The organism is Pseudonocardia sp. DSM 110487 (assembly GCF_019468565.1).
Classification (GTDB): Bacteria; Actinomycetota; Actinomycetes; order Mycobacteriales; family Pseudonocardiaceae; genus Pseudonocardia.
Genome location: NZ_CP080521.1, coordinates 7,057,770 through 7,073,383 on the forward strand (window position 1 = coordinate 7,057,770; position 15,614 = coordinate 7,073,383).

Sequence of the window (15,614 nt, forward strand, 5' to 3'; positions counted from 1 at the left end):
ACCCGAGAGTAGTGACTCCTATGGAATCCGCAGCACGATCTTGCCCCGAGCGTGCCCACCCTCGACGACGGCCAGCGCGCTGCCGGCCTCGTCGAACGGCCGCACCTCGGTGACGTTCGGATCGAGCGAGCCATCGGCGACGAGTCGAGCAACAGCGGCGAGCCGCTCCCCGCTGCGGACCCGCTCCACGGGGCGCCCGCCGAGCGCCGCGACGCCCGCGTGGTCGGCCGCGGAGAGGATCACCCGAGCGTTCCCGTCGAGGTTCGCGACCGCGCCGCGCAGCGCGTCACCGCCGACGAGGTCGAGCACCGCATCGACCCGTCCCGGCACCGGCGCGCCGGGCGCGAGCGGGGCGGCCCCCAGCCCGGCCAGCAGCTCGTGCTTGCCATGGCTCGCGATGCCCACCACCTCGACCCCACGGGACCGGAAGAGCTGCACCGCCGCCAGCCCGACGCCACCGCCCGCCCCGACCACCAGCAGCGTCGCGGCCGGCGGAAGGGCGAGCTGGACCAGCGCGTCGTACGCCGTCGCCGCGGCGACCGGCAGCACCGCCGCGTCGGTGACAGCGACCTCGGACGGGCGGAGCGCGGCGAACGACACCGGCACGCGCGCGAACTCCGCCCACCCGCCCGCCGAGCCGACCGTGCCGCCGAAGACCTCGTCGCCGGGCGCGAAGCCCGACATCCCCGCGCCGAGCCGCTCCACCGTGCCTGCGACCTCGCGGCCGAGCGCCACCGGCGGTTCGAGGGGCAGGTCGGCGCGGCGCAGCCCAGCCCGCACCTTCCAGTCGGCGGGGTTCACCCCCGACGCCGCGACGCGCACGAGGAGCTCGCCCGGCCCTGGCTCGGGCACCGGGAGGTCGAGGAACGCCTCCGTCTCCGCACCGCCGTACCGGGTGAATCCGTATGCCTTCATGCGGATCATTCAATCGCGTCACGGGGCGCGTAACGGAGGCACGGCGGCGGACGAGCGTCCGACATGCCGACGATCGCACTCGCCTTTCCCATCCCACCCGAGAAGTACGAGACCTGGCGCGCGGCCATCACGTCCCTCGCCGGCGAGCGCCGCGCCGAGTACGACGCCTCGCGACGCCGTCTGGGGGTCGAGCGCTCGAGGACCTGGGTGCAGCAGACGCCGCACGGCCCGGTCGAGATCCTCGTCGTCGACGTCGCCGACCCGGCACAGTACTTCCACGGGCTGGCGACCTCGCAGGAGCCGTTCGACGTCGACTTCCGGGCGTTCATCCAGGACGTCTACGGCTTCGACCTCAGCCAGCCCCTGCCGATGCCGCTGCCCGAGCTGCTGCTGGACTCGACGCCCGCGGCCACGTCGGTCGGCCCCTGATTGGAGTAGCCCCCAGCTTGGGGTTAACTGGAGTGCGCGGCCTGCTCACCCGTCCAGGCCACACATCTCCCCCGCTGCCCGGTCCTAGACTTCGACGGCCGCCTTTTCGCGCGTTCCCACGCAACGGCGCGCTCCCCGGGGAGGGCTCATGTACGGAAGCGTTCCGTGCAGCGCGGACGCCGAGCCGATCGAACGGGAACCGTCGCGGGCGTCGGCGAGCCCGACACCGGCGGCCGCCGCGCACATCGGGTCCCGACGCGCCGCCGCACCCAGGATCGGCAGGGGTGTCCCGATCGACAGCGCCGAGATCCCCGATACCCGCGTGATCCGGAACGCGGCCGGCGCGCCGGCCGACGTGCCCCGCACGATTCCGGTCGCCGACGGCCTGGACGATCCGCGGCTGCGCGACCTCGACGAGACCCTGCGCCGCTTCATGGCCGAGTCCGAGGCGGCCGGAACCACCGGGCCCGCCGTGGTTCGCCTCGCCGCGCTGCTGCTCGGTGTCGCGGCGAAGGACGCGACGCAGGTCGAGCTCGTCGCGGGCGCCGCCCTCGCGGGAATGCGGGCACGGCTGCGTGGCGAATCGCGAGGCGCTGCCGCCCTGCCGCGGCCGCTGGTCGCGCTGCTCGACCAGGCCGCGCTCGCATGGCGGACCACGTCCGACGCCGATTTCTGGCAGACCATGGCCGCCACGGCTGCTCGCCCGGACGGGATGTCCCACGTGCGGCACCGGCGCGAACTGGCGGCGTGGCTCGGCGTCATCGCCGAGCTCGGCGGACCCGACGTGCCCCGATGGGTGTGGACCACCGCGGCCGAGAAGGCCGATCTGGTCGACGCTCTCGTCATATCGGGCAGCGGCGCCGCCGAGCCCGTGCAGACGATCATCGACCGGCTCAGGACGCTGACCCGCGGCCCGGATCGGCCGCCGCGTACCGTCGCCGCGGGGCTCGCCCAGATGGCGGTGGCCGCGCTGGACGGGGTCACGGCTGCGCCACCACCTGATCGGAGGGGCGCCGTGATGCTCCGGGAGCGAGCATCCGGGCCGAACGCCGTGGCGCGCGAGGCCCTGCGGGGCACCGCGCACGCCCTCGTCTCGCTCGATGACGGCACCCCCGACCGGCTGGCCGCCCACCTGTTCCGCTCCCGGCTCTCCGCGCTGTACGTCGACGTGCGCGAGCAGCTGCGCCAGTACGCGCCGAGGTCCGACGCCGACCTGCCCGGCGCCGAGCGCCATCGCAGGCTCATGGAGGTTCTCGGGCCGCTCGACGCGGCCCTCGTCGCTGCGCTCGACCGGTGGAGCGCGACGCTCGCCGGCGGGTCCGCCGATGCGCGCCTATACGTGGACGTGGCGCGCGACGCACACGCCGCGATCGGGGCCGTCCTGCGCCGGATGGGCCGGGCAACCGACCCGGTCGATCCCGACAGGCTGCTCTTCCCCGCCAGGAGCCCTGAGCAGGTCCGCGTCGCCTGTGTCGTCCGGATGGTGGGGATCGAGCTCGGGCTGGAAGCGGGCGAGGTCCTGCTCGGCGATGTCGCACCACCCGGTGATCCCCTCGCCGGTCTGCGCCATCGGCTCGCGGAGATGCGCGAGGACCAGAGGCGGCTCACGTCCGAGCGCGACGCCCGCATGCAGGGGCCCCTGCTCGCCACGATCGCGCTCCGCCCCAAGTACCTGGCCGCGCTCGGTGGCACCACCGTCAAGGCACTCACCGCCGCCGCCCGCTCCTTCGACACCGCGGCCATGGCGGCACCACCGGATCCCGTCGCGCTGGAGGCGGCCGCCGACGAACTGATCGAGGCGGCGCGGCAGGCCCGCAGGGCGGGCGCCGCGCTGCGCGAGTTCGACCGCCAGGAGGTCGTGCACCTCGCCGACCTGCTCCAGGAGATCGTCGCCGAGCAGCTGGCGCGGTGGCCGGACCGACTCGCCGCGAAGGGCGCCGCGCTGCGGGCCGCGATCCCCACGCTCCCGGTCCCGGCCGCGGGCGTGAGCCTGGACCGGTTCTGGGGCGAGCAGAAGGCCGAGGTGCTGGCGACGCTCCCCACGCTCATCGCGACGCAGGTCAGCGACGCGATGGGCCTCCACCTCGGCACGGAGCTCGGCAGGCTGAGCGCGCTCGTGCCGGCCCGTGACGAGGCGGCGACGGCGGAGCAGGCGTGGACGGTGCTGCGGATCCTGCGCGCCTACAAGGCCATCGCGTCCCGGCTGCCGGTCAGCCGGGCCGACGCCAAGGCCCGGCTGCACGCCGCGCTCGACGCGGTGGCCCTCTCGGTACTGCGCCTGCTACCGCCTCCGCCTTGAGACGCTGGTCGAGTAGCGGAGGCGCCCTGGCGCCGTAGCGTATCGAGACCCCTCTGCTGCTGAGGTGAGCCTGGGGTGTGGTCTCGATACGGGCCGGCGCTGGGGCGCCGGCCCTACTCGACCACCGGGACGCGGCTCGCTCAGAACATCCCGTGCGGGTTCGCCGGCGCGTCGGGAACCGGCTGCACGACGTCCCAGTGCTCGGCGATCAGGCCGTCCTGGATGCGCAGGATGTCGACGGCGGCGACCTCGCCCGCCGGAAGGGCGATGCGGTTGTGCACCGCGACGAGCGGATCGTCGGCGATGACGCGCCGGACGTCCGTTCCGGCCTCGAGCAGCGCCTTTCCCGCGGGCGTGCGGAAGAAGTCCGCGAAGGCCTCGCGCCCGGTGGCCTTCGCGGGATCGTGCGGAACCCTGGGGTTGTGCGAGACGAAGTCGGGGTGGAGCAGCGCGAGCCCGCCGTCGAGATCGCCTGCGTCGAGCCGCGTGAAGAGCTCCAGCACCAGCTTCCGGTTGAAGTCGGTCATGTTTCCTCCTCGGGTTTCGCCCATACGACGCGGCGCGGCGCCCGAACGTCACACGGTGGTAGACGTCGGTGTGTGACGAGCGACCCGGTCTTCGAGGTCCACCGGCAGGTGCTGTTCGGGGCGGCGTACCGGATGCTCGGCACCAGGGCCGACGCGGAGGACGTGCTGCAGGAGGCGTGGCTGCGCTGGAACCGGGCCGACCGCGACGAGGTGGACGAGCCGCGTGCCTACCTGTTCCGGCTGGTCACCCGCCTCGCGCTCGACCAGCTGCGGCGGGTGAAGGCCCGGCGAGAGGCGTACGTCGGCCCGTGGCTGCCCGAGCCACTCCTCACCTCGCCGGGCGCCGAGGAGCGCGCCGAGCTGGCCGAGACGCTCTCCATGGGCATGCTCGTCGTGCTGGAGACGCTCGCCCCGGTCGAGCGGGCCGTGTTCGTCCTGCGGGAGGCGTTCGGGTTCTCCCACGCCGAGATCGCGGAGATGACCGGTCGCACGGAGCGGGCCGTCCGGCAGCTCGCCTACCGGGCGCGCCGGCACGTCGATGCCCGGCGGCCGCGCCGGGACACCACGCCCGGGGAGCACCGCGAGGTGACGGAGCGCTTCCTGGCCGCGGCGATCGGCGGTGACCTCGCGGCGCTCCTGTCCGTCCTCGCCCCCGACGTCACGTTCGTCGCCGACGCCGACGGCAGGTCGGAGACGCCCCGGCAGCCCGTCCGCGGGGCCCGGGAGGTGGCCGAGTACCTGGTCTCCGTCGTCCCGTTCTGGCCACCGCGCCTCGACGCCGAGCTCACCCCGGTGAACGGTGGTCCGGGCGCGTTCATCACCACGGGCGGACGACCGTTCATGGTCTTCTCGTTCGACATCGACCGGAACGGCCGGCTGCGGGAGATCGACGTGGTGCTCAACCCCGACAAGCTCCCCGCGGTGCAGGTACAGCGATGATTCCGGGCGGCCGCGTGCGACTCCCCTCCTGACCGGCTCCACCGACCGAAGGAGAACACGATGCCGACCCTCACCGTCCCTGGCGCCCACCTGCACTACGAGGTGCGGGGCTCCGGCCCGCTCGTGGTGCTCGCGGGCGCCCCGATGGACGCGGCGGCGCTCGCCCCGCTCGCCGACCTGCTCGCGAGCGATCACACCGTGGTCACCACCGACCCGCGGGGCATCAACCGCAGCCGGCTCGACGACCCGGGTCAGGACTCCACCCCCGAGCTGCGGGCCGACGATCTCGCCCGCCTCATCGCCCACGTCGACGCCGGACCGGCCACGGTGTTCGGCTCCAGCGGCGGCGCGGTCACGGCGCTCGCCCTCGTGCAGTCCCGCCCGGAGCTCGTGCGCAGGATCATCGCGCACGAGCCGCCCTTCTACGCGCTGCTGGACGACCGCGAGCAGCTCGCCGCGCGGACCGACGACCTCATCGCCACCCACCTGTCGGGCGACGTGATCGGCGCGTGGAAGAAGTTCATGGATCTGACGGGTTTCGTGCTGCCGGACGGCGCGGTCGAGCAGATGTTCGGCGGTGAACGCGACCCGCAGGCCGTCGCCGACGAACGGCGCTGGTTCGCTCACGAGATGCGCGGCACCAGCTCATGGCAGCCCGATCTCGAGGCGCTGCGCGCGGCGGCGCCCCGGATCGTCATCGGGATCGGCGACGAGTCGGCAGGCCAGCACTGCGACCGGACCTCACGCGCGCTCGCCGGTGCCCTCGACGAGGAGCCGGTGATGTTCCCCGGCGGCCACATCGGGTTCGCCGACGACCCCGAGCGCTTCGCGCCCAGCCTCCGCTCAGTCCTGGAATAGCCCCGACTCCACGGCCCGGCGAACCTGCGCCTCGCCCGCGGTCGGCACCCCGGTGTCGCCGTACGCGTCGTGCCAGTTCCACCACTCGTACGGCTTGGTCTGCGGGTATCCCTCCGGCGAGTCCTCCCACTCCTCCTGGCGGCCGAGCGCGGTCATGTCGAGGTAGGCCCACGGGGTCCCCAACGCCTCGTCGCCCCGGTTGTTGATGAAGTACGTACGGAACACGCGATCGCCGTCGCGGATGAATGCGTTGGTGCCGTGCCACTGGTCGACGCCGAAGTCGGCGTCGAAGCCGTCGGTCATCGTGTACCAGGGCATCTTCCAGCCCATGCGCGCCTTCACGCGCTCGATGTCCGCCTGCGGCGCGCGCGACACGTTGGCGAACGTGGTGTCGCGCGCGTTCAGGTGGGCGACGTCGGCCACCTGGTCGGCCATGATCGAGCAGCCGACGCACGCGTGGTCGGGCCAGCCGTGCACGCCGGGCTCGAAGAAGGCCCGGTAGACGATCAGCTGGCGGCGACCCTCGAACAGGTCGAGCAGGCTCACCCTGCCTCGAGGCCCCTCGAACACGTACTCCTTCTCCACCGCCAGCCACGGCATCCGCCTGCGCTCCGCGGCCAGCGCGTCGCGGGCGCGCGTCAGCTCCTTCTCCTTCACGAGCAGCTGCGCGTGAGCGGCGTCCCATTCGTCCTTCGAGACGACCGGTGGTGTCTTCATCGTTGGTGCCCCTTCATCGATTGAGGTGTTCCTGCAATGCGTCGAGGGAGCCGTCCCAGTCGCGGGCGAGCGCAGCGAGGAACTGCTGCGCCACCTGCATCGGGGCGGAGCGGAGCCGGTACCGGACCCGCCGCCGCTCCCCCGGCTGCGCTGTCACCAGGCCCGCGTCCGACAGCAGGGCCAGGTGTTTGGCAATCGCCTGCCGTGTGATCGGCAAGCGTTCGGCGAGATCTGTCGCTGTGGCAGGCCCGTGGGACGCCAACGTGGCCAGGATGGCGCGTCTGCTCGGGTCCGCCAGTGCGACGAAGACCTGCTCGGCGATCGCCTCGATGTCAGGCGGCATCGAGGTAGTCAACCAGTTCGGCCAGCTCACGCCCCCAGCCGTCGGTGTTGCCGTCGAACGCCTTGCGGTAGGCGTCGTCCGAGAGCTGCGAGAAGCCGCTCTCGACCACGGTCAGCCTGGTGCCCGCGCCGGTCGGCTCGAGGGTGAACTCGACGTACGTCCGGCGGGGGTCGTCCTCGGGAAGTCCGTAGATGTGCCATGTGAAGGCGAAGACCGCCGGCTCCTCGACCCGCTCGACGCGCAGGTTCGCCGAGCCTCCGTCGTCCCACCTCAGCTGCCCCGCTCCGCCCGGCCGCAGGTCGATCGTGGCCTTGTTGCCGAACCAGGTGCCCAGCCCCTCTGCCGTGGTGATCGCCGCCCACACCTTCCGCGGAGGGTGGGCGAGGTCGATCGTCCGCTCGATGCGGTCGGGGAACGCCATGTCGGCCTCCATCAAATAGCAACCGTTTAGTTGCTACTCAAGCTATAGCAGCCAGCGGGTTGCGTCAAGCGTGCCCTGCACGAACGTCGGGATCACGGCGGCTCAGCCGACCGGGCGCAGTCCGGCGCCGCTCACGACGTACTCCGGCGCGCTCCCCTGATCCCCTGCGACGTCGAGGACGGACTTGGCGACCTGGTCCGGCGTGAGGATCGGCTGCAGGTTCTCCACGAAGGTGTCGCGATCGACGCCCTGCCGCGCGGCGTATGCCGCGACCCCGACCGAACCGACGCCGCTCGGTGTCAACTGCGGGAGCAGCGCGACGAACCGGATGTCCAGCGCGGCACGTGCCGCTTCGTCAGCCGCATACCCGCGGATGAAGCGGATGGCGGCCTTGGCGCTGGCGTACCCGCCGCTGAGCGGGGACCCGCCCAGTGCGGCCCCGCTGGACATCGCGACGACCACGCTGCCCGGAGCGAGCGGCTCCCGCAGGGCCGCCCGAGTCCAGGTGAAGACGTGACGGGTGTCGACGTGCCAGTTGCGGCTGAACGTCTCCCACGTCTGGTCGTGCACGGGCGCCATGTGCGGAACAGCTCCCGCGTTGAGCACGAGCAGGCCGGGCCGGTTCTCGCGGATCACCTCGTGCGCGATCGTCTCGTCGGCGGCGTCGGCGGCGACGGGCGTGAAGCCGTCGCCGAGCTCCTCGTGGAGGGCGAGGAGCGCCTGCTCGTCGCGGGCGATGCCGACGACGCCGGTACCCGCGGCGACGAGGGCGGCCGCGATCGCGCGGCCGAAGCCACGGCTCGCACCCGTGACGACGGCGGTCGGGAAGGGAACGGACATGGGACACTCCGAAGGGTTCGGCGATCGGTCGTACATCGAGACCCGCGCCGTGCCCGAAATCCGTCACTCCTCCCCAGATTCGCCCGTGACCTGCATCACACGCGTGCTGGCACGGCGGCCGACACCTCGGTGAGAAGGCGGCCGACGTCCTCTCCCCAGTGCGAGGCGACGACAAGACGGCGCGCCGGGTCGACCCACAGCAGGTGCCGGCCGAGGTTGCCGCGAGCGCAGCGGCCGCCGGCCGGGGCGGACGGGTACACCGTGCGCGCGTCGTTCAGCCACCACAGCAACCCGTAGTCCGGTTTGACCGCGCACGGCGTCCACGTCAGGTCGACCCACTCCGCGCTGACCAGCGTCCGATCGCCCCACCGCCCGCGCCGGAGGTAGAGCTCGCCCAGCAGGGCCAGGTCGACGGCGTTGATCCAGAGGCCGCCGCCCCAGTGCGCCCCGCCGCTCACCACGGCGACATCGCGGTCCGACACCCGGACGCGGGAGTTGTGGTAGCCGTGCCACGACCAGGTGTCCGACATCCCCAGCGGACGGGCGACGCACTCGCCCAGCACGTCGGGGAGCGACCGGCCGAGGAGAACCGTGAGGGCGAGCGCCAGCAGGTTGACGCGCACGTCGTTGTACGCCCACCCGGTCGCGCCGTCGCCACGGCTCTGGGCGTCCACAGCGGCGGGCTTCCCCCACAGCTCGCCGTCCCACCCGCTCGTCTGCTGCAGCAGCTGGCGCCACGTGATGCCGCGGACCCGGTCCCCCAGGCAGGACACCGGCTCCTCGAGCCGCAGCAGCCCGTCGTCGAACGCGAGCCCCGCCACCAGCGACAGCACGCTCTTCGTCACGCTGAACGCCATCTCCGGCGCGTGCGGGTCGCCCCACTCCGCGACGACCGCCCCGTCGCACACCACCACGCCACTGGCTCCCGTGCCGGTCAGCTGGGGGCCGATCACGTCGCGGTGGGACTCGTCACGGTTCTGGGCCGCGCAGTACTCGTCGATCCGGTGGATGCCCGCGGTCACCCGCGCCGCCTGGTCGCGCGCCGCCCGGCGCACCGCCTCGAGATCCATCGCTACTTCACGGTCATGCCGGCGTCCACCGGGAGCGCCACACCGGTCACGTAGCGGGCCTCGTCGGAGACCAGCCATGCGACGGCGGCGCTGACGTCCCGTGGCTCGACCAGCGGGACGTCGAGCAGGTTGCTCATGTCCGGGCCGTCGGCGGGCAACGACGCCAGCAACTCCTGGAGCGCGTCGTTGAGGATCATCGGGGTGCTGACGCCGGTCGGGTGGACGGAGTTCACCCGGATGTTGTGCTTGGCCAGCCAGTTCGCCCAGGTCTTGGTCAGCCCGACGATGGCGTGCTTGCTCGCGACGTATCCGTCCGCGCCCGCGTCCCCGCTACCGCCCCGCCCGATCAGCGCCATCGTCGAGCCGGTCAGCACGATCGAGCCGCCCCTGCCCTGCTCGATCATGATCGGTGCCGCGGCGTGCACGGTGTTCCACACGCCCACCAGGTTCACATCGAGCACTTCCCGGAACGCATCCGGTGGGGCGACGTCCTTGGCGACCATGCCGATGCCGGCGTTGGCCACCACGATGTCGACCCCGCCCAGCTGCTCGGCCCCGTCGGCGACGGCCGCGGCCATCGTCTCCGCGTCCCGCACGTCCACCTCGGCCGTCACGATCCGACGGTCGAGCGCCTCGACCTCGGACGCGGTCTCCGCCAGATCCGCCGCGGTCGCCAGCGGATAGGCGACGGTCTCCAGCTGGCGGCAGATGTCCACGGCGATCACGTCCGCGCCCTCGCTCGCGAGCCGCACCGCATGGCTGCGCCCCTGTCCCCGCGCCGCCCCGGTGATCAGAGCGACCTTCCCCTCGAGCCGTCCGGTCATGTGCCCACCCTTCGCGTGTGACGGGTTCATCACGTACGGATCAACATCATGGTGGGTCGGGTTACTTTGGCCCATGGACGAGCTGACGCCGAGGTACCTGCTGTCCCTCCCGCTGCACGTCGTCACCGAGGTCTACGGAGAGAAGGGACTGCGCAGGCGGTTCCAGCTCGAGGTCGCGACCTTCACCGAGGCCGGACGGTCGGTGCTGGAGCGGGCGTTCCGGCTCACGGAGCGGCTGCACCGCGACGACCGCCGGTCCCGCGAACCCGTCCTCAACCACCTGCTGCGCGTCACCCTCCGGATCATGTGTCACTACCAGGTCCGCGACGTCGATGTGCTCGCCGCCGCCCTGCTGCACGACGCCGTCGAGGATCACCCCGAGGAGCTGGCGGGCGGCGCACCCGAGGACCCCACCACGGCGGCACTCGCCGTGCTGGCGCGCGACTTCGGCCCACGGGTGGCCGAGCTGGTGGGCGCGGTCACCAACCCCGCATACGACCCGGCAAGGGACAAGGACGACCAGTACCGGGAGCACGTGGCAACCAGCCTGGCCGGCAACCCGTGGGCCCGTCCGATCAAGGTCTCCGACTTCACCGACAACGGCGTCGGCGTCCTCTACACGGTTGGGCCGAAGGTGCGCCGGGCCGCGGTGAAGTACGGCCCGCTGGTGCCGGTGCTGCGCGAGCTCGTCGCCCGACCCGACACCCCACTGACGGACGACGTCAAAGCGAAGATCGCCGGCCAGTTCGATCTCGCCGAGCAACGGTTCGCCGCGATCCTCGAGCCGAGCTGACACGTGGAGCGAGCTGCACCCGGGACAGCAGCAGCGGGCTGGCGAGGATGAGCAGCCCCGCAACCGTGATCGCCGTGCGCGGGCTCGTGGCGTCGGCGAGCAGACCGGCGAGCGCGCTGAAGACGGCGATGGCCAAGCCGTTGCCGATCGACCAGGCCGACAGGGCGCGGGCGACGCGGTCGTCGGGCGTGTTCTCGAGCCGGTAGGCGGCGAGTACCGGCGTGAACAGGCTCATGCTGATGATCACCGCGAACTCGACGGCCATCACGGTCGCGAGGCCTGCGGCACCGGGCTGAACGAAGGCCAGGCCGATCAGCCAGACCGCGCGCAGCGTGCCGACCGTGCGGAGGATCCGGTGCTGGCCGTACCTCGCCACGACCCGGCGGGCGAGGCGCGATCCGATGAGCCCGCCGACGCAGGGGGCGGCGAACGCGAGGCCGTACTGCCATGGCGCGAACCCGAGCTCCCCGAGCATGAGCACGGCGAGCAACGGCTCGGTGGCCATGATCAGCCCGGCGACGAGCAGGTTGTTGACGTAGAGCGCCCGCAGGCCGGGGTGGCTCATGATGTGCCGCCAGCCGTCGAGCAACTCGCCGGCCCGGACCCTGCTCTCGGTTCGCCGCGGGCATTCCTCGCGGCCCCGGATCGCCGTGATCCCCAGTGCGGAGAGCAGGTAGCTCACCGCATCGACGACCACGGTCGCCACCGGCCCGAAGATGCCGATCGCCGCCCCGCCCAGCGGTGGCCCGACGGCGATCGAGCTCCAGGTCGTCGACTCGAACCGCGCGTTGGCCACGAGCAGGTCCTCCGGCCGGACGAGAGCCTTGAGGCAGGCCCCGCTCGCCGCCGTGAAGGCGATCTTGGCCGCGGCGACGACGGCCGAGACGACCAGCAACTGGGCGAATCCGAGCCCGCCGAAGGCGTACGCGACCGGGATGGACATCATGGCCGCGAACCGGGCCAGGTCCATCGCGATCATCACCGGGCGTTTGCGGCGGAACTCCACCCACGGGCCGAGCGGCAGCGCGATCAGCGCGCCCACCGCAGGCCCGACCGCGGCGAGGACGGACACCTGAGCCGGGCCGGCATCCAACACCAGCACGGCGATGAGCGGGAGCGCACCGAACCCCAGCCCGGACCCATAGGCGCTGACGGCGTATGACGCCCACAGCCATCCGAACTGCCGGCCCAGCGCCACGGAACCCCATTTCGACAACTCGACGTTGATCGCCCCGATCGAAGCATTCCGGTCAAACAACTGAATCGGCGGAGAAACACAACCAGGGGTTGTACAAGTAGGGTTCGGCGCGTGGATCTCGACGCCGTGCGCACCTTCGTCGCCGCCGCGGACGCCGGCCAGTTCCAGGAAGCCGCCGCCGTGCTGTCGGTCACCCAGCAGGCCGTCTCCAAGCGCATCGCCGCCCTGGAGAAGGACCTGGGGGTACGCCTGTTCACCCGCACGGCCCGCGGGGCCCAGCTCACCATCGACGGCCAGGCGTTCCTACCGCATGCCCGTGAGCTCCTCCGGGCGGAAGAGCGGGCCGACGCGTCCGTGCGTCCTGGGCGACGCGCGCTCCGCGTGGACGTCGTCGGCCGTCGGGTCGCACCGGCCGTGCTCCTGCAGGACTTCTACCGCGCGCACCCGGAGATCGAACTGGACGTGGTGACGCTGAATGCCCCGGTCAGCGCCGCGATCGCCGCTGTCGAGTCCGGCACGATCGACGCCACCTTCCACGCCGTCCCGGGTCCGGTGCCCGACACGATCAAGGCCGTCCGGGTGATCGACGAGCCGCACGAGCTGCTCGTCGGGCCCCGCCACGCGCTCGCCAACGCTCGCTCCGTCACACCTGCACAGCTCGCCGGACATCGGATCTGGATGCCCGGCATGGCACCCGATGCCGAATGGGCCGCGTACTACGACGAACTCGCCGCCGCGTTCGGGCTCACGATCGACGTGGTCGGGCCCAGCTTCGGGGCAGAGGCCCTGCTGGACGAGATCGCCGATTGCCCGGAACTGGCGACGTTCGTCGGTGAACGCTCGCGGTACCTGTGGCCGGACCGCTACGACCTGCGGCGCATCCCGGTGCGGAATCCGGCACCCATCTACCCGATGTCACTGATCTGGCGCGCCGACAACCCGCATCCCACGCTGAATAGCCTTCACGACTATCTGGTCTCCCGACGAGTGGACGCACCGGAAACGGAGGTCTGGACACCAAAATGGGCGCCGGAGTTCCGGCTGAACGGCACTTCTGCTCATATCTAGAGTTCCGGAGGTCGGGGGTCAGCGAAGGTCAGGAACCGGTAGTGCAGCCCGGTCGACGACTCCTCCCACTCCCCCACGGAGTCCGGCGAGCGCCCCACGTCCGGCGCGTACGTGTCACCGTCGAAGAGCTCCCGGATCTCGGTCACCTCGATCCGGTCCGCGAACGGCAGCGCCGCCCGGTACACCGAGGCGCCGCCGATCACCCACACGTCCCCGGACACCGCGGCGAGCGCCTGCCGCAGGTCGGGGAACGTCTCCACACCTTCCTGGGGCGTGCGCGACAACACGACGTTTCGCCTGCCCGGCAGCGGCCGGAACCGCGGAGGAAGCGACTCCCATGTGCGGCGGCCCATGAGCACGGTCGCGCCCGTGGTCAGGGCGCGGAAGTGCTTCAGATCCTCCGGCAGGTGCCACGGCAGCGTGCCGTCGCGCCCGATGACGCCGTTCGCCGACTGCGCCCAGACGAGTCCGATCACACCGCCACCGGTGCCTTGATGCCGGGGTGCGGGTCGTAGCCGTCGATCGTGATGTGCTCGTAGGTGTAGTCGAACAGGCTCTCCGCGGGCTTCAGGCTCAGCGTGGGGAACGGCCGCGCCTCGCGTGCGAGCTGCGTGCGGACCTGGTCCTCGTGGTTGTCGTAGATGTGGCAGTCGCCGCCGGTCCAGATGAACTCCCCGACGCCGAGCCCGACCTGTTCGGCGATCATGTGCGTCAGCAGCGCGTAGCTGGCGATGTTGAACGGCACGCCGAGGAACAGGTCCGCGCTGCGCTGGTAAAGCTGGCAGGACAGCTCACCGTCGGCGACGTAGAACTGGAAGAACGCGTGGCACGGCGGCAGCGCCATCCGCGGGATGTCGGCGACGTTCCAGGCGGACACGATGATCCGCCGGGAGTCAGGGCTCTCGCGCAGCGTGCGCAGCACCTCGCTGATCTGGTCGATGTGCCCGCCGTCGGGGGTCGGCCACGACCGCCACTGCACGCCGTAGATCGGGCCGAGATCACCGTCCGGCCCCGCCCACTCGTCCCAGATCGTGACGCCGTTCTCCCGCAGCCACGTGACGTTCCCGTCACCGCGCAGGAACCACAGCAGCTCGTACGCGACCGAGCGGAAGTGGACCTTCTTCGTCGTGATCAGCGGAAAGCCGTCGGACAGCCGGTAGCGCAGCTGATGGCCGAAGACCGACCGCGTGCCCGTGCCGGTGCGGTCCTGCTTGCGCGCGCCCGTGTCGAGCACGTGGCGGAGCAGGTCTTCGTACTGCGTGTCCGGCATGCCCGGGGAGCCTAATAGGGGTGCACGGGCCCACGATGAGGACATGAGGATCGAACCCGGCGATCTCGAGTTGACCATGGATGAGTTGCGCATGGTCGCTCGCTTCGCAGTGCAGAGCGCCGAGGACGTTCTGACCGTCTTCGAGCAGCACCACCCCGACGACAGACGACCACGTGCGGCTGTCGAAGCGGCGTGGGCGTTCGTCGGCGGCGCCAACCGTACGAAGCTGCAGCGCGTCACCTCCTTGGATGCGCACCGAGCGGCCAAGGAAGCGACGACCGAGGCCGCGAAGCATGCCGCACACGCCGCCGGTGACGCCGCCTCCGCCGCGTACCTCCACCCGCCCGCTGCTGTGCAGGGCTGGGCGCCGTCCGTCAGGGCGTCGCAGGTCGGGCACATCCTGCGGGCCGCAGCGCACGCGGCATGTGCGGCCGAGCTGTACGCCGATGGCGATCCGGGCGTGGGCGACGAGCGCATCGAGCGGGCTCGTCAGCGTGCGACACGCGTCCTTGTCGACGTGCTCGGGCGTTTCCCTCCTGCACCCGTCGGCAAGACCCGCGTCGCACAGCTCATGAAGAGCTTGGACACATCGTTGCGGTCAGGCTGATCGCGGCGCGGTTCGGGACCGCATGCCGCTGCCTTCAGACGTTCCGGTCACGGGAGCCGGGCCCGTCCACGTTCCAGGATCTGATCCGATTCGGCCAGATCCGCAGGACCTCGCTGGTGAATCCTTCAATCATCGGCCCTTGTGTCGCGACCAATTCGGCGCGTCCCCGGATTTCCAGCCCGCGGCCGCGCTGGCCGCCAGGGCCGACAGGCTCGTCCGCAACGTCGTCGATCACGATCGATACGCGAGGTTCGACCGCGATGTTGCGCGCCTTGCGCGACGTGCTCAGGCCGGGCCCACCAACGTCAACGACTCCGGAATCGAGGTCGACCCAGCACGCCACCGGGTGATTCATCGGTGCACCGGACGGCCCTATCGTGGCCAGCCGACCCAGCGGGTGTTTGGTCAGGTACCTCTTCTCACGCGCAGTGAAGATCATTTTTCAGAGGGTAGTAGCTGAAGTCGACTTCAGGTCAAATTGTCTGGTTCGCAGGCT

Annotated in this window: 19 protein-coding genes; 7 read left to right on the plus strand and 12 right to left on the minus strand. The window is 71.6% G+C overall.

Translation table 11 applies throughout. The features are described from left to right. Positions 1-18: 18 nt before the first annotated feature. A complete protein-coding gene (locus K1T35_RS33015; protein WP_220255681.1) occupies positions 19-915 on the minus strand; it encodes an NADP-dependent oxidoreductase in 897 nt (298 codons plus the stop codon). Positions 916-978: 63 nt separating this feature from the next. Here K1T35_RS33015 and K1T35_RS33020 point away from each other — a divergent pair, with 63 nt between their 5' ends. Together K1T35_RS33020 and K1T35_RS33025 are read left to right on the plus strand one after the other, a co-directional pair. Continuing rightward, entirely contained in the window at positions 979-1,344 is a 366-nt protein-coding gene (locus K1T35_RS33020; RefSeq protein ID WP_220255682.1) for a hypothetical protein, read from the plus strand. Between the two features lie 148 nt (positions 1,345-1,492). Beyond that, the gene (locus tag K1T35_RS33025; RefSeq protein WP_220255683.1) at positions 1,493-3,643 is read left to right on the plus strand and encodes a hypothetical protein; all 2,151 of its coding nucleotides are present in this window, start codon (positions 1,493-1,495) and stop codon (positions 3,641-3,643) included. Between the two features lie 140 nt (positions 3,644-3,783). Here K1T35_RS33025 and K1T35_RS33030 read toward each other — a convergent pair whose 3' ends face one another. Beyond that, positions 3,784-4,170 (minus strand): nuclear transport factor 2 family protein, encoded by a 387-nt coding sequence (locus K1T35_RS33030; protein ID WP_220255684.1) that lies wholly within the window; start codon positions 4,168-4,170, stop codon positions 3,784-3,786. 72 nt (positions 4,171-4,242) lie between these two features. Between K1T35_RS33030 and sigJ the strand changes: the two genes are divergently transcribed. Together sigJ and K1T35_RS33040 are read left to right on the plus strand one after the other, a co-directional pair. After that, positions 4,243-5,109, plus strand: coding sequence for an RNA polymerase sigma factor SigJ (gene sigJ, locus K1T35_RS33035; protein ID WP_255621010.1), 867 nt, complete (start codon positions 4,243-4,245; stop codon positions 5,107-5,109). Positions 5,110-5,169: 60 nt separating this feature from the next. Next, positions 5,170-5,967, plus strand: coding sequence for an alpha/beta fold hydrolase (locus K1T35_RS33040; protein WP_220255685.1), 798 nt, complete (start codon positions 5,170-5,172; stop codon positions 5,965-5,967). On the opposite strand, the gene K1T35_RS33045 is transcribed toward K1T35_RS33040, so the two are convergent. From K1T35_RS33045 to K1T35_RS33070, 6 genes are all read right to left on the minus strand, one after another. Further along, the gene (locus tag K1T35_RS33045; protein ID WP_220255686.1) at positions 5,953-6,684 is read right to left on the minus strand and encodes a DUF899 domain-containing protein; all 732 of its coding nucleotides are present in this window, start codon (positions 6,682-6,684) and stop codon (positions 5,953-5,955) included. The genes K1T35_RS33040 and K1T35_RS33045 overlap by 15 nt on opposite strands. A 13-nt stretch (positions 6,685-6,697) precedes the next feature. Beyond that, the gene (locus K1T35_RS33050; protein ID WP_220255687.1) at positions 6,698-7,027 is read right to left on the minus strand and encodes a metalloregulator ArsR/SmtB family transcription factor; all 330 of its coding nucleotides are present in this window, start codon (positions 7,025-7,027) and stop codon (positions 6,698-6,700) included. Then, positions 7,017-7,448, minus strand: a complete 432-nt coding sequence (locus K1T35_RS33055) for an SRPBCC domain-containing protein (protein WP_220255688.1) — start codon at positions 7,446-7,448, stop codon at positions 7,017-7,019. The genes K1T35_RS33050 and K1T35_RS33055 overlap by 11 nt, the downstream gene beginning before the upstream one ends. A gap of 102 nt (positions 7,449-7,550) precedes the next feature. Then, complete coding sequence (locus K1T35_RS33060; protein WP_220255689.1) at positions 7,551-8,288, minus strand: SDR family oxidoreductase; 738 nt, start codon at positions 8,286-8,288, stop codon at positions 7,551-7,553. A gap of 95 nt (positions 8,289-8,383) precedes the next feature. Then, positions 8,384-9,358, minus strand: a complete 975-nt coding sequence (locus K1T35_RS33065; RefSeq protein ID WP_220255690.1) for a serine hydrolase — start codon at positions 9,356-9,358, stop codon at positions 8,384-8,386. Positions 9,359-9,360: 2 nt separating this feature from the next. Then, entirely contained in the window at positions 9,361-10,182 is an 822-nt protein-coding gene (locus K1T35_RS33070) for a mycofactocin-coupled SDR family oxidoreductase (RefSeq protein ID WP_220255691.1), read from the minus strand. Between the two features lie 73 nt (positions 10,183-10,255). Here K1T35_RS33070 and K1T35_RS33075 point away from each other — a divergent pair, with 73 nt between their 5' ends. Further along, positions 10,256-10,975: an HD domain-containing protein gene (locus K1T35_RS33075; protein WP_220255692.1), complete on the plus strand. Its 720-nt coding sequence runs from the start codon at positions 10,256-10,258 to the stop codon at positions 10,973-10,975. Here K1T35_RS33075 and K1T35_RS33080 read toward each other — a convergent pair. Continuing rightward, entirely contained in the window at positions 10,905-12,173 is a 1,269-nt protein-coding gene (locus tag K1T35_RS33080) for an MFS transporter (protein WP_255621011.1), read from the minus strand. The genes K1T35_RS33075 and K1T35_RS33080 overlap by 71 nt on opposite strands. 111 nt (positions 12,174-12,284) lie before the next feature. Here K1T35_RS33080 and K1T35_RS33085 point away from each other — a divergent pair, with 111 nt between their 5' ends. Continuing rightward, positions 12,285-13,241 carry a LysR family transcriptional regulator gene (locus K1T35_RS33085; RefSeq protein ID WP_220255693.1) on the plus strand — a complete coding sequence of 319 codons (957 nt, stop codon included), beginning with the start codon at positions 12,285-12,287 and terminating at the stop codon, positions 13,239-13,241. Here the strand turns inward: K1T35_RS33085 and K1T35_RS33090 are convergent. Together K1T35_RS33090 and K1T35_RS33095 are read right to left on the minus strand one after the other, a co-directional pair. Then, positions 13,238-13,717: a dihydrofolate reductase gene (locus K1T35_RS33090; protein ID WP_220255694.1), complete on the minus strand. Its 480-nt coding sequence runs from the start codon at positions 13,715-13,717 to the stop codon at positions 13,238-13,240. The two genes, K1T35_RS33085 and K1T35_RS33090, sit on opposite strands and share 4 nt — an antisense overlap. Continuing rightward, positions 13,714-14,511: a thymidylate synthase gene (locus tag K1T35_RS33095; RefSeq protein ID WP_220255695.1), complete on the minus strand. Its 798-nt coding sequence runs from the start codon at positions 14,509-14,511 to the stop codon at positions 13,714-13,716. Before K1T35_RS33095 ends, K1T35_RS33090 begins: the two co-directional genes overlap by 4 nt. A gap of 43 nt (positions 14,512-14,554) precedes the next feature. Between K1T35_RS33095 and K1T35_RS33100 the strand changes: the two genes are divergently transcribed. Continuing rightward, on the plus strand, positions 14,555-15,118 hold the full coding sequence (locus tag K1T35_RS33100) for a putative immunity protein (RefSeq protein ID WP_220255696.1): 564 nt from the start codon (positions 14,555-14,557) through the stop codon (positions 15,116-15,118). A 34-nt stretch (positions 15,119-15,152) separates the two neighbouring features. Here K1T35_RS33100 and K1T35_RS33105 read toward each other — a convergent pair whose 3' ends face one another. Beyond that, a complete protein-coding gene (locus K1T35_RS33105; protein ID WP_220255697.1) occupies positions 15,153-15,557 on the minus strand; it encodes a PPOX class F420-dependent oxidoreductase in 405 nt (134 codons plus the stop codon). Between the last annotated feature and the right edge of the window lie 57 nt (positions 15,558-15,614).